We start from the raw sequence: 18,156 nt of genomic DNA on the forward strand, positions 1-18,156 counted from the left end.
TGCGCCGTACGGCCCGGCCCGCGCCGGGGGTCCACGGCGGCCCCGTCGTCCGACGCGCCGCGTCGCCGCGCCGGTGTGAGCGCGACGTCGTCTCCCCCGTGCGACTGCGGCCGCACGCCGCTACGACGAGCGGACGGCGAGGGCTGTCGTGCCGGCCGGGCCGCGCGGCGGTCGCTGACAGCGCGGGCAGAAGTAGCTCGAGCGGTTCATCCAGGGGCGGCGGCGGATCGGCGTGCCGCAGCGGCGGCAGGGCTCGTCCTCGCGACCGTAGGCGTCCAGGGAGCGGTCGAAGTAGCCGGACTCCCCGTTGACGTTGACGTACAGGCTGTCGAAGCTCGTGCCGCCGGCGGCGAGGGCGTCGGTCATGACCTCGCGGATGTGGGTGAGCAGTTCGGTGGTGACCGGCCGGGTCAGGGTCGCGGTCGGCCGCTCGTAGTGCAGCCGGGTGCGCCACAGCGCCTCGTCGGCGTAGATGTTGCCGACCCCGCTGATCAGGGACTGGTCCAGCAGCGCCCGCTTGATCGTGGTGCGGCGGCGGCGCAGCGCGGTGTGGAAGGCCGCGTCGTCGAAGCGGGGGTCGAGCGGGTCGCGGGCGATGTGCGACAGGGGGACCGGCAGCCGCTCGGGGTCACCGGGCACGCACTCGTGCAGCGACAGGCCGCCGAAGGTGCGCTGGTCGACGAAGCGCAGCTCCGTCCCGAGATCGTCCTCGAAGCGGATCCGGATCCGCAGATGGGTCTCGGCGGGCGCGTCCTCCGGCTGGACGAGGAGCTGGCCGCTCATGCCGAGGTGGCCGAGGAGGGCCAGCGGGGAGTCCTGGAGCGGCAGCCACAGATACTTGCCCCGACGCAGGGCGGGGCCGAAGGTCTGCGCCTCCAGCCGGGCGGCGAAGTCGGCGCCGCCGGCGAGGTGGCGGCGCACGGAACGGGCGTGCAGAACCTCGGTCCCGGCGACCGTGCGCCCGCTCACCCAGCGGTCCAGGCCGCGACGTACGACTTCGACCTCGGGCAGCTCCGGCACTCGGTGCGCTCCTCTCGGACGGCGGTTCCCCGCCCGGGGAACCGCAAGGCCCGCCCGGACGGCCTCGGGGGCCGGACGGACGGGCCTGACGGGTTCAGCCGGCGACAGTGCCGTTCGCGTCGCGCTTGGCGCGGATGTCACGCCAAGCCGACTCGGCGGCCTGCTGCTCTGCTTCCTTCTTGCTGCGGCCGGTGCCGGTGCCGTACTCGACACCACCGACGCGGGCGGCAGCCGTGAAGGTCTTCTCGTGGTCGGGTCCGGTCTCGGAGACCACGTACTCCGGGACACCGAGGCCCTCGCCCGCGGTGAGCTCCTGGAGGCTGGTCTTCCAGTCCAGTCCCGCACCGAGGTTGGACGATTTCTCGATCAGTGGATCGAAGAGCCGGTGCACCAGCTCCGACGCGGCGTCCAGGCCCTGGTCCAGGTAGACCGCACCGATCACCGCCTCGAGGGTGTCCGCGAGGATCGACGCCTTGTCCCTGCCGCCCGTGCCCTCTTCGCCCCGTCCGAGGCGGACGAAGCTGCCCAGGTCGAGGCCGCGGCCGACATCGGCCAGGGCGCGCGAGTTGACCACCGCGGCCCGCAGCTTGGCGAGCGTGCCCTCCGGAAGGTCCGGGTGGGTGCGGTAGAGCGTGTCCGTGACCACCAGGCCGAGCACGGAGTCCCCGAGGAACTCCAGGCGCTCGTTGGTGGGCAGACCACCGTTCTCGTACGCGTACGAGCGGTGGGTCAGCGCACGCACCAGAAGGGCGGGTTCGAGTGTGTACCCGAGCCGCCCTTCCAGAACCGCGGGGGACGAGGCTGCCTTACCGGCGTCCGTCGACGTTGCGCCGTCTGACGACATGGAGCCCCTCACCCGCCGATCAGACCTCGAGGACCTGACGACGGTTGTAGGTGCCGCAGCTCGGGCACGCGATGTGCTGCTGCTTCGGCTCGTGGCAGCGCTCGCACGCCACCAGGCTCACGGGCGCAGCCTTCCACTGCGAACGGCGGTGGCGCGTGTTGCTGCGCGACATCTTCCGCTTGGGAACAGCCACGGCTACTTCTCCTGGTTCTCGTCGGCGCCGTCCTCGGCACCGCTCAGCTGGATTTCCTGCAGGGCCGCCCAACGGATGTCGGTGACCTCGTGGTGGTGGTCCGGGTCGTCCGCCAGCCGCACCCCGCAATCGGGGCACAGGCCGGAACAGTCGTCCTGGCACACCGGCTGCAGCGGCAGTTCGAGAACCACCGCGTCCCGCAGCACGGGCTCGAGGTCGAACAAGTCGCCCTCGAGGAAGAGAGTGTCCTCCTCCTCGGCGTCGTCACCGGCATCGGCGGCACCATGGTGCCCACCGGTCCGGGTGTCGGCGTCGGGGTAGGAGTACAACTCCTGGAAGTCCGTCTCGAGCTCGCGCTCGACCGGCTCCAGACACCTTACGCACTCCCCCGAGAGCGGTGCGCGGGCGGTGCCCGTGACGAGCACCCCCTCCATCACCGACTCCAGGCGGAGGTCCAGCGTGATCTCCGTGCCCTCGCGGACACCGATGACCTCGATGCCCATGTCCTTGGGGGCCGGCACCGAGCGGGAGACCTTCTTCATCGCCCCAGGACGACGACCCAGCTCGTGCGTGTCGAACACGAGCGGGTTGCGGTGGTCGAGGCGGGTGTTCAGGGCTCCTGCTTTCTACGGTTCGGCGCGTGCCCTTCGGTGCGACGGCGGGCACGCCAAAGCGCCGGGGATCACACGGCTGAGGGATCAGGATACCGGTCCCCCGGGCTCAGCCCAAACCGCGCTCCTGCTCCAGCTCCCGCAGCCGGTTCAGGTCGATCATGCTGGTGTCGAAGAAGCTCGTCTCGTCCAGCGCCGCGCCCTGACCCTGCTGGTGCTGCTGCGGCATGTACTGCTGTTGCTGCTCGTAGCCGGTCTGCTGCGGTTGCTGCGGCTGCTGCGGCTGCTGCCAGCCGTAGTTCGGGTCGTAGTAGGCCTGCTGCGGCTGCGCGGCGTACGGGTCGGCGTACTGGCCCTGCTGCTGGTAGGGGTCGGGCTGCTGGCCCTGCTGCTGGTACGGGTCCGGCTGCTGGTAGCCGTAGTCGGGCTGCTGCACGGCGTTCGGGTCGTACTGGTAGTCGCCCGGGGCCACGGGGGCGGCCAGGCCCGCGAGGTACTCGGCGTCGGACTGCCCGGGGACATGGCCCTCGCCGTCCGTGTCGTGGGCCAGGCCGGCGCCGAGCTCGTCGACGGGGCGGTGACCGGTCAGCTTCAGGCGGCCGCGTCCGACGGCCTCCAGGGTCTTGCTGAGGACCGCCTCGAAGGCGCCCAGCTTGGCGTCCACGTACTCGTCGGCGCGGCGGCGCAGCGTCTCCGGGTCGCCGCTGCGCTCCGGCGCGTCGTCGTCCTCGTACGGGTAGCCGTTCTCGTCGAGGGCCGGGCCGTGGCCGAGCAGCTTCTCGCGGCCGCGGTCCACCGAGCCGATGGTCTTGGTCAGCACGACCTCGAAGTTGGCGAGCTTGCTGTCGACGTAGTCGTCGGCCTCGGCCCGGATCTCGGTGGCCTCGCGCTGCGCCTCCGTGACGATGCGCTCGGCCTCCTGCTGGGAGCGGCGGGCGATCTCGGTGTCGGAGATCAGCGAACCGCGTTCCGCGTGCGCGGCCCCGATGATCCGGTCGGCCTCGGCCCGGGCCTCCTCGACCATCTGCTCCCGCCCGCCCAGCAGCTGCTGGGCCTGGGAGAGCGAGTCGGGCAGCGCCGACCGCACGTCTTCGAGCATGTCGAGCAGCTCGGCACGGTTGACCACGCAGGAGGCCGACATCGGCATGGACCGGGCGGCCTCCACGGCGGCCACGATCTCGTCGAGCTTCTTCTGGACGTCCACGTCCCAGACTCTACTGCTGCGCGAGCTTCTTCTTGAGGGCCTCCAGTACGACGGGGGGCAGCAAGTGGGCGACGTCGCCGCCCCATTGCGCCACCTCCTTGACGAGGCTGGAGGACAGGAAGCTGTAGGTGGGGTTGGTGGGGACGAACAGGGTCTCCACGCCGGACAGCCCGTTGTTCATCTGGGCCATCTGCAGCTCGTAGTCGAAGTCGCTGACCGCGCGCAGGCCCTTCACGATCGCGGGGATGTCGCGCTGCTTGCAGAAGTCCACCAGCAGGCCGTGGAAGGCCTCCACGCGCACGTTGCCGTACTCGGCCGTGACCTCCTCGATGAGGGCGATGCGCTCCTCGATCGAGAAGAGGCCCTTCTTCGACTTGTTGATCATCACGGCCACGTAGACCTCGTCGTACAGGCGCGAGGCTCGGGCGATGATGTCGAGGTGTCCATTGGTGACGGGGTCGAAGGACCCGGGACAGACTGCGCGGCGCAACGGTGACTCCTCGCTCTGAGGGTTCTGCGGGTGGTTCATGACGCGTCAGTGACGTCGGCGGCGCGACCGTACCAAAGCGTCCCTTCGCCGTACCGACGGGCCCTGATCCCTTCGTACCCCTCGGGCCAGCGGAATTCCCCGCCTCGGGTGCTCCTTTCCACGGTGGCGACGGCATCCGCGCCGAGCCAGCCCCGCGTGCGGAGTGTGAGCAGGATCTCGCGCAGCTCGTCGTCCGTGACGGCGTACGGCGGGTCCAGGAACACCACGTCGTACGGGTCCGCCGGGGGCTCCCCCGCGATCACCTTCTCGGCCTTGCCGGCCCGCACCTCGGCGCCGGGCATCTTGAGGACGCGGACGTTCTCCCGGATGACCCGGGCGGCCCGCGGATCGGACTCGACCAGCAGCACGTGCGCCGCGCCGCGCGACAGCGCCTCCAGTCCGACGGCGCCCGATCCCCCGTACAGGTCGATCACCCGCGCCCCGTGCAGGGCGCCGCGCAGCGACTCCCAGGTGGAGAACAGCCCCTCCTTCGCCCGGTCCGAGGTGGGTCGGGTTCCGTTACCCGGCGGCACGGCCAGGCGGCGGCCACCGGCGGCTCCGGCGATCACGCGGGTCATCTGCGGCTCACTCGTCTCGTGGGCGGGGAACGGCGCCTGCGCGGCGCCGCTCCCCCACGATACGTAGGTCAGTCCCGGCCCTGCTCGCCCCCGGCCTCCGGCAGGGGGGACCCCGCCACGCCCCCCACGAGCGCCGGCGAGGCGTAGCGCGACCAGGACAGGCAGCCGTCGGGCGGGCAGTGCTCGGGGCGGCGCGGGTCGTGACCGAGCTCACGCAGCTTCGTCCGGACGGAGTCGGGCGTGCGGCCGAAGCGCGCGGCTATGCGGGCGATGGACTCGCCGTCGTGGAACCGGCGGAGCAGTTCCTCCTCGTGCTGCGGCACCCAGGGCGCGCCGTGCCCCGGGAACAGTTCGCGCAGCACGTCGCGGTCGGGGATGGGCTCGGACACGTCGGCCACGAGCGCGAGGGCGCGAAGGGCGCGGTTGAGGGCGATGCGCAGGGACGGGACGTCGGTCAGCGGCAGCGTGAGCGTGCCGGAGGCGAGGAGGGTGTCCGGGTCGTCCTCGGACCAGCCGGCCAGGGTCAGGGTGACGGTGGTGTCGTCGTCGCTGGAGAGCTCGATCCGGAAGACCTTCTCACCGAGCGGCAGTTCGTTGAGATGACGGAACGACATGAAATCAGCCCCCAAAGGTCCAACTACGCCGATTCCCGAGCGGATCGGCGCGGACTGTGTCCATTCTCCCAGGGGGCACTGACAATGACGGTCCGTCAGCCCTTGTCGAGATACTGCTCGCGGTCCGCGTCCACCAGGCTCTCCAGCGCGCTGCGCAGGTCCGGCTGGCCCGCCAGTTCGGGATCCGCGGCGACCAGCGAGGTGGCCTCCTCGCGGGCGGCCGCGATCACGTCCTCGTCGTCGATCACCGTCAGCATGCGCAGCGACGAGCGCGTCCCGGACTGGGCCTGCCCCAGCACGTCGCCCTCACGCCGCTGTTCCAGGTCGATGCGGGACAACTCGAAGCCGTCCAGCGTCCCGGCCACGGCGTCCAGCCGGGCGCGGGCCGAGGTCGCCTCCGGCATCTCGGACACCAGCAGGCACAGACCCGCCGCCGAACCGCGGCCGACCCGGCCGCGCAACTGGTGCAGCTGCGAGACGCCGAAGCGGTCCGCGTCCAGGATCACCATGGCGGTGGCGTTCGGCACGTTGACGCCGACCTCGATCACCGTGGTCGCCACCAGGACGTCGACCTCGCCCGCGGCGAAGCGGCGCATCACGTCGTCCTTCGCCTCCGGCTGCATCCGCCCGTGCAGCACCTCCACCCGCAGCCCCGCCAGCGGCCCCTTGACGAGCTGCTCGGCTGTCTCCAGCACGGCCAGCGGCGGCCGCCGCTCCGCCTCGTCCTCCGCGGACTTCTTCTTCGGCGCGTCCGCTTCATCGTCCGAGTCGCCGATCCGCGGGCACACCACGTACGCCTGGTGCCCGTTCTCGGCCTCCTCGCGCACCCGCTCCCAGGCGCGCGAGAGGAAGTGCGGCTTGTCCTTGGCGGGCACGACGTGCGTGGCGATCGGCGAACGGCCCGCCGGCAACTGGTCCAGCACGGAGGTCTCCAGGTCGCCGAAGACCGTCATCGCCACGGTCCGCGGAATCGGCGTCGCCGTCATCACCAGCAGGTGCGGCGGCTGCTTGGCCTTGCCCCGCAGCGCGTCGCGCTGCTCGACACCGAAGCGGTGCTGCTCGTCCACCACGACCAGACCCAGGTCGTGGAACTGCACCTTGTCCTCGATCAGCGCGTGCGTGCCCACGACGATCCCGGCCTCGCCGGTCACCAGGTCCAGCAGCGCCCGGCGGCGGGCGGCGGCCCCCATGGAACCCGTCAGCAGCACGATCTTCGTGCCCAGGTCCGAGCCGCCGAGCATGCCGCCCTCGGCGAGGTCGCCCATCATCTCCGTGATCGACCGGTGGTGCTGCTGCGCCAGCACCTCCGTGGGCGCGAGCATCGCGGCCTGGCCGCCCGCGTCGACCACCCCGAGCATGGCGCGCAGCGCCACCATCGTCTTGCCGGAACCCACCTCGCCCTGCAGCAGCCGGTGCATCGGGTGGTCCGTCGCCAGGTCCGCGAAGATCTCCGCCGACACCTTCTGCTGGCCCTCGGTGAGCGTGAACGGCAGCCGCGCGTCGAAGGCCGTCAGCAGGCCGTCCTCCGCCGGCGCACGCGGCACGGCGGGCAGCGCGTCGTCCGCGGCACGGCGCCGCGCGAGGGCCACCTGCAGCACGAACGCCTCGTCCCACTTGAGGCGCTCCTTGGCGATCATGATGTCCGCCTTGGACCGCGGCCGGTGGATCTTCTCCAGCGCCTCCGGCAGCGCCGTGAGCCCGCGCGACTCCCGCAGCGCTGCGGGCAGCGGCTCACCCGTGCCGGACCACTGCGTGGCCCCCAGGGAGGTCAGCACCGTGTCCACGGTCTTGGCGATCGTCCACGAGTTGACCTGCTTGCACGCCGGGTAGATCGGGATCAGCCGGCCCGCGAAGGCGTCCACCGCCTCCTTGCCGTCCTCGGCGTCCAGCAACTGGTACTCAGGATGCGCCAACTGCAGGGCCCGGTTGAACACGGAGACCTTGCCGGCGAACATGCCGCGCCGGCCCGGGAGGAGGTCGTGCTCGGGCTTGAACACCCCCCGGCCGAAGAAGACCAGGGTGAGCGAGCCGCTGCCGTCCGTGACGACCACCTCCAGGCGCGCCTTGCCCGGGCCGTACGTCTTCTTCGTCGCCTTGGCGACGCGGGCGACGACGGTGACGTGCTCGTCGAGCGGAAGGTCGGACAGGCGGGTCAGCTCGCCGCGTTCGGCGTAGCGGCGCGGGTAGTGGTGCAGCAGGTCACCGACCGTGCGCAGGTCGAGGTGGTCGGCGAACACCTTTGCGGTGCGGCCGCCGACGGATTTTGCGAGCGGTTCGTCAAGGGCAGCAGACATCGCGTCCATCTTTGCGCACCCCGCGGACAATGTGGTGCCTGTGCGTCACCTGCGGCGCCGTTGTGCCGGCGGCCGGCCTCGGATCGCCTCCGCATTCCCGCCGGCCGTCGATCGATACGTGAACGGGATCACGACGGCCGGCGAGGGCGGCGGTCGACCGCGCCGGCGCGGCTCCGGACGACGGGGCACCATGGACCGTCCCGCTCGTGGATTCCTCCCGCACGCGCGGCAGCCGGACCCCGCGAGGCGGGAGTCCGGCTGCCGTGGTGTGCGGCGCGGTGGTTACCTGACGTCGATGTAGTCGCCGGCGACGGTGGACGCGGCGGCGGTCGGCGAACCGATGAAGCTGAAGCGGTAGTAGCCGTCCTGGGCTGCCTTGACCGTGGTCTTCAGCGAGCCCGTCTTGCTCGACGTGATGCCCTTGACGTTCACGTAGTTGGTCGTGCCCGCCTTGCGGAACTGCAGCGCGACCTTCTGGCTCGCGTAGCCGCCGTACTTCAGGGTGTCCCAGTTCGCGACGGTCAAGGAGCCGGTGACCGTGATCGTCTTGCCCTTCTTCACCGGCTCCGGAGCGGCGTTGACCGTCACCTTCGAGGTGCGCAGGACCTTGAAGGTCTTGATCGCCTCCTTCTCGACGAAGTCGCCGTCCTGTCCGACCGCGTAGGCGGCGACCTTCCAGGTGCCCGCCAGTCCGTTCTTGTAGACGGTTTCCTTCGACGTGAAGCTGTAGGTGAGTGTGCAGGTGTACGTCGCTGCGTTCCGCGCTCCGCACGTCTTGACGGACGTCTCCGCGCCGTCGACGGCGTTGGGATACGTGCCGTGGTAGAGCAGCGCGTCGGCGTCGTAGATGCCCGCCGGGTCGTTGGCGGTCAGCGTGACCTTGACGGTCAGCTTGCTGGTCGTGCCGAGCACGACGGGCTTCCCGGCGTTGACGACGACGCTCGAGAGGGTGGTGTCACCGTCCGCGTCGTCGGCCGGGGTGACCGTCCGCTTGGTGGCGGACGGGAAGGAGAAACCATGTGCCTTGCCGTCGGCGTGAGCGGCCGGCACGGCCAGTGCGGACAGAGCCAGGGCGCCCGAAACGGCTGCCACTGTGGCGCGAATGCGCATGTGTATGAGCCCCCACATCGATGTGACCCCGCCGCGTTTCCCCCCGGCAGGAATCATGAATGGTTGAAGCATCGTACGGGCGGCATTCACGGTTCGGAAACACATTAGTGTGACGTACATACGTGCGCGGCAGGACCAATTGACGTCGACATAATCGCAGGTGGCGACGGTGGGACCGGCAGATGGCGAGCCGGTTAATTCGCGGTGAAATCACGGCCGGACTGGACCGCGGCCGCCCACTCCGCGAAATCGTCGACTTGCCCGGCGGGGCTATTCGACGCCGATCAGGAGGGGGCACGTCTCCTGGCCGCCGTGGTAGACGACCGTGTCGACCGCGAGGTGGCTGTCGCGGACGTGCGCCTCGAGCCGGTCCGCGAGATCCGCGGGCGCGTGGGCCCCGATGACGAGCGTGACCATCTCCCCGCCCGCCGCGAGCATGCGGTCCAGGACGATGATCCCGGTCTCCACGAGGTTGCCGCCGATCACCGCGACGTCCCCGTCGATGAGGCCGAGGACGTCCCCCGCCTGGCAGACGCCGGCCATGGTCCAGGACCGGGCCTCCGCGACGGCGAGCTCGGCGTAGCGGGTGGCGCCGGCCGCGGAGGTCATGGCGACGACGTCCTCGTCGAAGCGCCGGGTGGGCTCGTGGACGGCGAGAGCGGCGATGCCCTGGACCGCGGACCGGGTGGGGATGAGGGCCACGCGGACGCCCTCCGCGCGCGCCTGCTCGGCCGCGGCGCCCACCGCGTGGCGCAGTTCGACCTCGTTGGGCAGCAGGACGACCTCGTCGGCGTGCGCGCGGCGGATGGCCTCGGCGATGTCGCCGCTCGCGGGCGGCTCCCCGGGCCGTACGGCGACCACGGTGGCGCCGGCCTGGACGCAGAGTCCGGCGAGGCCGTCGCCGCGCACCACGGCGACGACGGCGCGCAGCGCGCGCTCGCCCCGCTCGCCCGCCCCGTGCGGGCCGCTCGTCCCGCGGCGGCCCCGCTCCAGCGCCCGCGCCTGGTCGCCGAAGTGCGTGACCTTGATGCGGTACGGCCGTCCGGCCTCGATCCCGGCCTCGATGGCGGCGCCCACGTCGTCGACGTGGACGTGGACGTTCCACAGCCCGTCCCCGCCGACGACCACCAGGGAGTCGCCGAGCCGGTCCAGCCGTGTGCGCAGCGCCGGTACGGCGCGGTCGGGCGCCTCCAGGAGGTAGATCACCTCGAAGTCCGGCCCGCCGGGCACCGCGTGGGGGTCGCCGCCCTCCGTGCCGTCCTCGCCGGTCGCGCAGCCGTACGGCACGACCTGGGACGCGCTCCGGGGCAGCGGGACCCGCAGGACGTCGTCGAGCGGGCCCATGGGGGCCTGGCCGGAGACCGCGTCCGCGAGGGCACCCAGGACGGCCACCAGGCCGCGGCCGCCGGCGTCGACGACCCCTGCGTCGCCGAGGACGGCCAGTTGCCCCGGGGTCGCCGCCAGCGCGAGGCGCGCCGCCTCGTACGCGGCCCGGGAGACCTCGTGGACGTCGCCGTTCACCACGGAGGCGGCCTCCGCGGCCGCCGTGGCGACGGTCAGCATCGTGCCCTCGACCGGGTGCGCCACCGCCTGGTACGCGAACTCCGCCGCCCTGCGCAGGGCGGGCCGCAGGTCGCCGGCGTCCTCGGTGAGGACCTCGGCCATGCCGCGCAGCAGTTGGGCCAGGATCGTCCCGGAGTTGCCGCGCGCCCCGATGAGCGCGCCGTGCGCCATGGAGCGCAGGCACGAGGTGAGGTCCGGGGTGCCGCCCGAGGCGGCGTGGCCCTCGAAGACCGCGTCCACGGACTGGGCGGCGGACTCCACGGTCAGGAAGAGGTTCGTTCCGGTGTCCCCGTCGGCGACGGGGTAGACGTTGATCGCGTCGATCTCCTCGCGTGCCCGCCCGAGCGCCTGGAGGGACAGCCGGCACCATGCGCGGACCGCGGGAGGGTCGAGCGTCGGCGGCACGTGTTCCTCCTGCGGGGGCGGCCGGGGACCTGGGGTGGGGAGGTGTCCGCACGCAGCGTACTGAGGGCCGGGGCCCTCCGGGCGACCGCCCCGTACCGCTGACCATGGTAATTTCGAGGGACAGGAGCGGACGTAGTATGCTGCTCCGGTTGCCCGGGGCTGTCCCGGGCCGTCCCTCGGCACCACCGGCTCTTCCTTCATGCACTTGGACGGATGCCGGTCGCCGCCGGGATTTATCCGTTAGTGCATCTGAAGTCTTTGGAGTGACCCGTGGCTGCCAACTGCGACGTCTGCGGCAAGGGGCCGGGCTTCGGCAACAACATCTCGCACTCGCACCGCCGTACCCGCCGTCGTTGGAACCCCAACATCCAGACGGTGCGTGCTGTGGTCGGTCGGACGCCGAAGCGCCTCAACGTCTGCACCTCGTGCATCAAGGCCGGCAAGGTCGCGCGCTGACGCATAGGACGTCGTAGCGCAGCCTTTGCGGCTACTTGAGCCGGTCCACCCTTGTGGTGGACCGGCTTTCTGGTGTGCTTTCCCGCCGGATCACATGGGATCCCACCGCAATCGGCGGGATCCGCCGGCCTTCGTCAGCGCAGCCGCCAGGCGTGGTCCACGGGGCCGATGCCGCCGCCCAGCGGGAACCCCGCCCCGATGGCTCCGGTGACGTACTCCTTGGCGGCGTGGGCCGCCTCGGGGACGTCCATCCCCCGCGCCAGGAACGAGGCGACGGCGGACGCCAGGGTGCAGCCGGTGCCGTGGGTGTGGCGGTTGTCATGGCGCGGGGCGCGCAGCCAGTGCTCGCTGCCGCCGTCGGTGAGCAGGTCGACGGCGTCGCCGCTCAGGTGGCCGCCCTTGATCAGGACCCAGCGGGGGCCGCACTTGAGGACGGCCGCCGCGGCCTCGCGCATGGCCGGCTCGCCGTCCACGACGACTCCTGTGATCTGGCGCACTTCGTCCAGGTTGGGAGTGGCGACGGTGGCCAGCGGCAGCAGCCGCGTCCGGACGACCTCGACGGCGTCGGCGGCGAGCAGCGGGTCGCCGTGCTTGGAGACGCCGACGGGGTCGACGACCACGGGGACGTCGAGCGGGGCGAGGAGTTCGGCGACGGCGGTGACGAGCCCGGCCGAGGAGAGCATCCCGGTCTTGACCGCCTGGACGCCGATGTCGTCCACGACACTGTGGAACTGGGCCCGTACGGCCTCCACCGGGAGTTCCCAGGCGCCCTGGACGCCCAGCGAGTTCTGCGCCGTGACGGCCGTGACCACGCTCATCCCGTGGACGCCGAGGGCGAGCATGGTCTTCAGGTCGGCCTGGATGCCCGCGCCGCCGCCGGAGTCGGAGCCGGCGACGGTGAGCACGCGTGGTGGGATCGTCATACGGCGAATCTAGTCGGCGCCGTCACTCGGCCCCGAAGTGGTCCCAGCCGCCCGCCTTGTCCCAGGGGGCGCCGTCAACGGTGACCTGGGGCGCCGTGGTGGCCTTCACCACCCGGCCGATGACCCGCCAGCGGGCGGGCAGCTTCGTGTCCGGGGGGAAGGCGGCGACTATCGCGTGGTCCTCACCCCCGGTCAGCACCCAGTGCAACGGGTCGACCCCGACGGCCTGCCCGATGTCGGCCATCTGCGCCGGGATGTCGATGTCCGCGGAGGACAGGTCTATGGCCACGCCGCTCGCGGCGGCGATGTGGCCGAGGTCGGCGACGAGCCCGTCGCTCACGTCCGTCATGGCCGTCGCGCCGAGTTCCGCGGCGGCGGGACCCGCGTGGTACGGCGGTTCGGGGCGGCGGTGGGCCTCGACGAAGGCGCGCGGGGAGCGGAACCCCCGGGAGAGGACGGCGAGTCCCGCCGCGGACCAGCCCAGCCAGCCGGTGACGGCGACGACGTCGCCGGGACGGGCACCGGATCGGGTGATGGGTTCGCGGTCGCGGAGGTCGCCCAGTGCGGTGATGGAGACCATGATCGTGTCACCGCGGACGACGTCGCCGCCGACCACGGCCGCGCCGGCCACCTGGCACTCGTCCCGGATGCCGTCCATCAGCTCGACCGGCCAGGTCACCGGCAGGTCGGCCGGGACGACCAGGGCGAGCAGCACGGCGGTCGGCACGGCGCCCATGGCGGCGATGTCCGCGAGGTTCTGCGCGGCGGCCTTGCGGCCCACGTCGTAGGCGGTGGACCAGTCGCGGCGGAAGTGCCGCCCCTCCACGAGCGCGTCGGTGGTGGCCACCACCCGCCGGTCCGGGGCGGCGACCACGGCGGCGTCGTCACCCGGTCCGAGCCGGACGGCGGGGCTGGATGTGAGCCGGGCGGTCAACTCCCTGATGAGCCCGAACTCCCCCAGTTCGCCCACGGTGCCCTTCATCTGACTGTCCCCTTCACCTGGCCGGTCCCCTTCTGTGTGCCCTTGTGCGGCGGCTTCGGCACGGCCGGTACCGCGCGGGTCTCCCCGCGGCATGCGGCGACGCGGTACCGTGACGTTCCCTCCCACATGATCCTCGTAGCCGCCCTGGAGGTTCCGTGGTACAGGCGTACATTCTGATCCAGACCGAGGTAGGAAAGGCCTCGGCAGTAGCTGAGGTGATCTCCAAGATTTCGGGGGTCATCCAGGCCGAGGACGTCACCGGCCCGTACGACGTGATCGTGCGTGCCCAGGCCGACACGGTCGACGACTTGGGGCGCCTCGTGGTGGCGAAGGTGCAGCAGGTGGAGGGGATCACCCGCACCCTGACCTGTCCGGTCGTCCATCTGTAGGCCCCCTGTAGGCTCGGCGGGTGATGTACCGCCGGGTAGCGCTAGTCTCCGTGTCCGCCGTCGCGTGCCTGTCCGCGGCGGCGGTCTGGATTTCCGCCTCCGGTACTGCCGCGGGCGGGGTCGCCGTGCCGTCGCCCTCCGCCTCCGCCGCCCGGATGTGCGGCGCCCTCCACGACGCGCTGCCGGGGAAGGTCGACGGCCTGTCGAAGCGGTCGGTGAGCCCCGCCTCCGACCTCACCGCCGGATGGGGGGATCCTACGGTGGTGCTGCGCTGCGGCGTGCCGCGACCCGAGATGCTGACCCCGGGCAACCCGGTGTACAACCCCACCGCCGAGGCGGTGGAGGTCAACGGCGTGAGCTGGCTCATCGAGCAGGCCGGCGACGGCTACCGCTTCACGACGACCGGCCGCAAGGCCTTCGTCGAGGTGACGGTACCCGCCCGCTACAAGCCCGAGGTCAATCCGCTGACCGACCTCGGGCACGCCGTGAAGACGACGATCCCCTCCGAGCTCTGACGGGCCCGGGGCACCGCTCCTCGCCGTTCGCGGCTCAGCGCAGGCCGGTGGGGCGCCGCAGCGCGGCCTGGATCAGCCGGTCCACCAGTTCCGCGTAGCCGACGCCGCTCTCCTGCCACATGCGCGGGTACATGGAGATCGGCGTGAAGCCGGGCATCGTGTTGATCTCGTTGATCACGAACTCGCCGTCGTCCTGCAGGAAGAAGTCCGCGCGGACCAGGCCCTCGCAGGAGGCCGCGTCGAAGGCGGCCACGGCGAGCCGCTGCACCTCGGCGGTCTGCTCCGGGGTCAGCGGGGCGGGGACGACGCCCTCGGCGGAGTCGATGTACTTCGCCTCGAAGTCGTAGAAGTCGTGTGCCGTGACCGGCGGGATCTCCGCGGGGACGGAGGCGCGCGGGCCGTCCTCGAACTCCAGGACGCCGCATTCGATCTCGCGGCCCCGCAGCAGCGACTCCACCAGCACCTTGGGGTCGTGCCGGCGGGCCTCCTCGATCGCCTCGTCCAGGCCGGCGAGGTCGTTGACCTTGCTGATGCCCATCGAGGACCCGGCGCGTGCGGGCTTGACGAAGACCGGCCAGCCGTGGTCGGCCGCGAAGTCCACGACCGTCTTCCGGGCCGCGGCGGGGTCGTTCTCCCAGTCGCGGGGGCGGATCACCACGTACGGGCCGACCGGCAGACCGAAGGAGATGAAGACCCGCTTCATGTACTCCTTGTCCATGCCGACGGCCGAGGCGAGCACTCCGGAGCCGACGTAGGGCACACCGGAGAGCTCCAGCAGTCCCTGGAGAGTGCCGTCCTCGCCGTAGGGGCCGTGCAGCATGGGGAAGACGACGTCGACGTCGCCCAGCGCCTTGGGCACCGAGCCGGGCTCGCTGTAGACGACCTCGCGGCTGGCCGGGTCCACCGGCAGCATCACCGAGCCGTCGGAGGACTCGGCGAGCTCCTCGACGCTCGGCAGCGCGCGGTCGGCGATCGCCATCCGGGACGGGTCGTCGGCGGTGAGCGCCCAACGGCCGTCGGTGGTGATCCCGATCGGCAGAACGTCGTACTTGTCGCGGTCGATCGCGCTCAGTACGGCGCCTGCGGTGACGACCGAGATGGCGTGCTCGGAGCTGCGTCCGCCGAAGACGACGGCGACGCGCGGCTTGCGGGAAGAAGGCTGAATGCTCATGTCGCGTTGACCTTACCGTTCCGGACGTCAGCGTTCCGACTTGGCGGAGCGCGACATCAGCTCCTTGACCGCGACGACCGGCTGCTTGCCGTTGTGCACGATGTCGACGACGGTCTCGGTGATGGGCATGTCGACACCGTGCCGGCGGGCGAGGTCGAGCACCGACTCGCAGGACTTGACGCCCTCGGCGGTCTGCCGGGTGACGGCGATGGTCTCCTGCAGCGTCATGCCCTTGCCCAGGTTGAAGCCGAAGGTGTGGTTGCGCGACAGCGGCGAGGAGCAGGTCGCGACGAGGTCGCCCAGTCCCGCCAGACCGGAGAAGGTCAGCGGGTCGGCGCCGAGCGCGATGCCGAGCCGGGTGGTCTCCGCCAGTCCGCGCGTGATCAGCGAGCCCTTGGTGTTGTCGCCCAGGCCCATGCCGTCGGCGATGCCGACCGCCAGGCCGATCACGTTCTTCACCGCGCCGCCGAGTTCGCAGCCGACGACGTCGGTGTTGGTGTACGGCCGGAAGTACGCGGTGTGGCTGGCGGCCTGCAGCCGCTTGGCGACGGCCTCGTCGCGGCAGGCGACGACGCTGGCGGCGGGCTGCCGTGCGGCGATCTCCTTGGCCAGGTTGGGGCCGGACAGCACGGCGACGCGCTCCGGGCCCGCCTTGGCGACCTCCTCGATGACCTCGCTCATCCGCTTGGCCGTGCCGAGTTCGACGCCCTTCATCAGGCTGACCAGCACCGAGTCGCGGGGCAGCAGCGACTGCCACTCGGCCAGGTTGCCGCGGAGCGTCTGCGACGGTACGGAGAGGATCACGAACTCCGCGTCCCGGGCCGCCTCGGCGGGGTCGGTGGTGGCGGTGATCGTCGCGGGCAGCTCGGTCCCGGGGAGGTAGTACGGGTTGGTGCGCGTGTTGTTGACCGCCTCGACCACCTCGGGGCGGCGGCCCCACATGGTCACCTGGGCGCCCGCGTCGGCGAGCACCATCGCGAAGGCGGTTCCCCAGGAGCCCGCTCCGTAGACCGCGCAGCGCGTCGTCACTTGGTGTTCCCCTTCTGCTTGCGAGGGTCGAAGCGCTCGGCGGGCGGGGTCTGGCCGCGCAGTTCGCCCAGCAGCTCGCTGACCGCGGCCATGATGGTGTCGGTGGCGTCCCTGAGCACCTCGGCGTTGGCCTCCTGCCCGTAGAAGGCCGAGAGGTCCACCGGCGGCCCGGCGACGACCCGCAGGGTCCTGCGCGGGAAGAGGCGGAGCTTCTTGTCCGTGGCGTACGGCGGCATGACCTCGTTGGCGCCCCACTGGGCGACCGGGATCACGGGGGCCTTGGTCATCAGCGCGACCCGTGCCACGCCGGTCTTGCCCACCATCGGCCACATCTCGGGGTCGCGGGTCAGCGTGCCCTCCGGGTAGAAGGCGACGCACTCGCCGGAGTTGATGGCGTCCACCGCGGCCCGGAAGGCGTTGGCGGCGTCGGTGCTCTCGCGGTAGACGGGGATCTGGCCGGTGCCGCGCAGTATGGCGCCGACGAAGGCGGGCTTGAACAGCGGCGCCTTCGCCAGGAAGCGCGGGACCCGCCCGGTGTTGTACTGGAAATGCGCGTACGACAGCGGGTCGAGGTACGAGTTGTGGTTGACCGCCGTGATGAATCCGCCCTGGCCCGGAATGTGCTCCATTCCGCGCCAGTCCCGCTTGAAGAGAACGACAAGCGGCGGTTTGGCGATGACGGCTGCGAGCCGGTACCAGAAGCCGATTCTGCGGCGGGACACCAGAACTCCTCCTCGTTCCGCCGCCGACCCGGGGGTCACCGGATCGCGGCCTGCTGCGGTCGGCGGCACCGTACGGCCGGTGCGGCCGCACAAGTGTCGCCGGTAGGGCCACCGTAACGCCAGGGCGAAAGGCCCTCGGGGTACGCCCCGGCGGAAGCACCGGGACCAGGAGGCCCGGGCACGCACCAGGGAGATCGTGCACCCGGAGGCGGGCCGCCGGGAAGGGGGGTTGGGGCAGGGTGGCGGCGGCCCCGGGGGACCCGAGCACAATAGTTCGGTGTCGCCACCCGTGGAATGGACGCTCGTCGTCCCGCTGAAGCCGCTGTCCGCCGCCAAGAGCCGCCTCGCGGAGGCCGTCGGCCCCGTGCGGCCGGGGCTGGCGCTGGCCTTCGCGCAGGACACGGTGGCCGCCGCGCTCGCCTGCGAGGCGGTACGAAATGTGACGGTCGTCACCGATGACCCGCTCGCCGGGTCCGTGCTGGCGGCCCTCGGGGCGCGCGTCGAGGCGGACTCCCCGGCGGCCGGCCTCAACGCGGCGCTGCGGCACGGCGCCGACACGGTTCTGCGGCGTCACCCCACGGCGGCCGTGGCGGCCGTGAACGCCGATCTCCCGGCCTTGCGGCCCCTCGAACTGGCCGCGGTGCTCCGCGCGGCCGCACGGCGCCCAGGACGGTCGTTTCTGGCCGACGCGGCCGGAATCGGCACCACGCTGCTGGCGGCCACCGCCGGGACCACCCTCGCGCCGGCCTTCGGGGGGCCCTCGCGGGCCCGCCACCGGGCCTCCGGCGCCCATGAGATCGCCCTGCCGGACGTGGACTCCGTACGCCGGGACGTGGATACGGGAGAGGACCTGGCCGCCGCCCTGCTGCTGGGGGTCGGGCCGCACACGCGGGCGCTGCTGCGGCCCGCACTTCGGGCGGCTCCGCGGGACGGGGCCGCGGGGCCCGGGCCCGCCGGCTGCCCGGCCGCGGGCGCACCGGCCCCGGGCGGCGGTGCCCGATAGG

General features: G+C 72.0%; 20 protein-coding genes. 4 read left to right on the forward strand and 16 right to left on the reverse strand.

Annotated features, from left to right (window positions below):
• Positions 1-120: 120 nt before the first annotated feature.
• The 11 genes from mutM to OIE69_RS13755 all read right to left on the reverse strand — a co-directional run bounded on the left by mutM (position 121) and on the right by OIE69_RS13755 (position 10,965).
• Positions 121-1,020 carry a bifunctional DNA-formamidopyrimidine glycosylase/DNA-(apurinic or apyrimidinic site) lyase gene (gene mutM / locus OIE69_RS13705; RefSeq protein ID WP_326572252.1) on the reverse strand — a complete coding sequence of 300 codons (900 nt, stop codon included), beginning with the start codon at positions 1,018-1,020 and terminating at the stop codon, positions 121-123.
• A 94-nt stretch (positions 1,021-1,114) separates the two neighbouring features.
• Complete coding sequence (gene rnc, locus OIE69_RS13710; protein ID WP_326572253.1) at positions 1,115-1,864, reverse strand: ribonuclease III; 750 nt, start codon at positions 1,862-1,864, stop codon at positions 1,115-1,117.
• Between the two features lie 19 nt (positions 1,865-1,883).
• Entirely contained in the window at positions 1,884-2,057 is a 174-nt protein-coding gene (gene rpmF, locus OIE69_RS13715; protein ID WP_026251550.1) for a 50S ribosomal protein L32, read from the reverse strand.
• A gap of 2 nt (positions 2,058-2,059) precedes the next feature.
• Positions 2,060-2,599: a YceD family protein gene (locus OIE69_RS13720; RefSeq protein ID WP_326572254.1), complete on the reverse strand. Its 540-nt coding sequence runs from the start codon at positions 2,597-2,599 to the stop codon at positions 2,060-2,062.
• 178 nt (positions 2,600-2,777) lie between these two features.
• Positions 2,778-3,872 (reverse strand): ATP synthase F0 subunit B, encoded by a 1,095-nt coding sequence (locus OIE69_RS13725; RefSeq protein ID WP_326572255.1) that lies wholly within the window; start codon positions 3,870-3,872, stop codon positions 2,778-2,780.
• Positions 3,873-3,882: 10 nt separating this feature from the next.
• Positions 3,883-4,362, reverse strand: a complete 480-nt coding sequence (gene coaD / locus OIE69_RS13730) for a pantetheine-phosphate adenylyltransferase (protein WP_018562090.1) — start codon at positions 4,360-4,362, stop codon at positions 3,883-3,885.
• Between the two features lie 35 nt (positions 4,363-4,397).
• Positions 4,398-4,979 carry a 16S rRNA (guanine(966)-N(2))-methyltransferase RsmD gene (gene rsmD, locus OIE69_RS13735; protein WP_326572256.1) on the reverse strand — a complete coding sequence of 194 codons (582 nt, stop codon included), beginning with the start codon at positions 4,977-4,979 and terminating at the stop codon, positions 4,398-4,400.
• Positions 4,980-5,047: 68 nt separating this feature from the next.
• A complete protein-coding gene (locus OIE69_RS13740) occupies positions 5,048-5,593 on the reverse strand; it encodes a helix-turn-helix domain-containing protein (protein ID WP_326572257.1) in 546 nt (181 codons plus the stop codon).
• A gap of 95 nt (positions 5,594-5,688) precedes the next feature.
• Positions 5,689-7,887, reverse strand: a complete 2,199-nt coding sequence (recG, locus tag OIE69_RS13745; RefSeq protein ID WP_392567500.1) for an ATP-dependent DNA helicase RecG — start codon at positions 7,885-7,887, stop codon at positions 5,689-5,691.
• Between the two features lie 282 nt (positions 7,888-8,169).
• Positions 8,170-8,979, reverse strand: a complete 810-nt coding sequence (locus tag OIE69_RS13750) for a calcium-binding protein (RefSeq protein WP_326572259.1) — start codon at positions 8,977-8,979, stop codon at positions 8,170-8,172.
• 288 nt (positions 8,980-9,267) lie between these two features.
• The gene (locus OIE69_RS13755; RefSeq protein ID WP_326572260.1) at positions 9,268-10,965 is read right to left on the reverse strand and encodes a DAK2 domain-containing protein; all 1,698 of its coding nucleotides are present in this window, start codon (positions 10,963-10,965) and stop codon (positions 9,268-9,270) included.
• Between the two features lie 270 nt (positions 10,966-11,235).
• Here OIE69_RS13755 and rpmB point away from each other — a divergent pair, with 270 nt between their 5' ends.
• Complete coding sequence (gene rpmB / locus OIE69_RS13760) at positions 11,236-11,421, forward strand: 50S ribosomal protein L28 (protein WP_014628431.1); 186 nt, start codon at positions 11,236-11,238, stop codon at positions 11,419-11,421.
• Between the two features lie 134 nt (positions 11,422-11,555).
• On the opposite strand, the gene thiD is transcribed toward rpmB, so the two are convergent.
• Together thiD and OIE69_RS13770 are read right to left on the reverse strand one after the other, a co-directional pair.
• Positions 11,556-12,344 (reverse strand): bifunctional hydroxymethylpyrimidine kinase/phosphomethylpyrimidine kinase, encoded by a 789-nt coding sequence (gene thiD / locus OIE69_RS13765; protein WP_326572261.1) that lies wholly within the window; start codon positions 12,342-12,344, stop codon positions 11,556-11,558.
• Positions 12,345-12,366: 22 nt separating this feature from the next.
• Positions 12,367-13,326, reverse strand: coding sequence for a thiamine-phosphate kinase (locus OIE69_RS13770; RefSeq protein WP_089224972.1), 960 nt, complete (start codon positions 13,324-13,326; stop codon positions 12,367-12,369).
• Between the two features lie 155 nt (positions 13,327-13,481).
• Here OIE69_RS13770 and OIE69_RS13775 point away from each other — a divergent pair, with 155 nt between their 5' ends.
• Positions 13,482-13,715: an Lrp/AsnC family transcriptional regulator gene (locus tag OIE69_RS13775; RefSeq protein WP_018562083.1), complete on the forward strand. Its 234-nt coding sequence runs from the start codon at positions 13,482-13,484 to the stop codon at positions 13,713-13,715.
• A gap of 50 nt (positions 13,716-13,765) precedes the next feature.
• Positions 13,766-14,230, forward strand: a complete 465-nt coding sequence (locus tag OIE69_RS13780) for a DUF3515 domain-containing protein (protein ID WP_326572262.1) — start codon at positions 13,766-13,768, stop codon at positions 14,228-14,230.
• 34 nt (positions 14,231-14,264) lie between these two features.
• On the opposite strand, the gene OIE69_RS13785 is transcribed toward OIE69_RS13780, so the two are convergent.
• From OIE69_RS13785 to OIE69_RS13795, 3 genes are read right to left on the reverse strand one after another with little or no spacing between them, the layout of a single operon-like run.
• Positions 14,265-15,401 (reverse strand): D-alanine--D-alanine ligase family protein, encoded by a 1,137-nt coding sequence (locus OIE69_RS13785; RefSeq protein ID WP_326572263.1) that lies wholly within the window; start codon positions 15,399-15,401, stop codon positions 14,265-14,267.
• Positions 15,402-15,428: 27 nt separating this feature from the next.
• Entirely contained in the window at positions 15,429-16,430 is a 1,002-nt protein-coding gene (locus tag OIE69_RS13790) for an NAD(P)H-dependent glycerol-3-phosphate dehydrogenase (RefSeq protein ID WP_326572264.1), read from the reverse strand.
• Positions 16,427-17,152, reverse strand: coding sequence for a lysophospholipid acyltransferase family protein (locus OIE69_RS13795; protein ID WP_326572265.1), 726 nt, complete (start codon positions 17,150-17,152; stop codon positions 16,427-16,429). Before OIE69_RS13795 ends, OIE69_RS13790 begins: the two co-directional genes overlap by 4 nt.
• Before the next feature lie 289 nt (positions 17,153-17,441).
• Here OIE69_RS13795 and cofC point away from each other — a divergent pair, with 289 nt between their 5' ends.
• Positions 17,442-18,155 carry a 2-phospho-L-lactate guanylyltransferase gene (gene cofC / locus OIE69_RS13800; protein WP_326581133.1) on the forward strand — a complete coding sequence of 238 codons (714 nt, stop codon included), beginning with the start codon at positions 17,442-17,444 and terminating at the stop codon, positions 18,153-18,155.
• Position 18,156 lies beyond the last annotated feature (1 nt).

Origin of the sequence: Actinacidiphila glaucinigra (assembly GCF_035918135.1) — a bacterium.
GTDB lineage: Bacteria > Actinomycetota > Actinomycetes > Streptomycetales > Streptomycetaceae > Actinacidiphila > Actinacidiphila glaucinigra.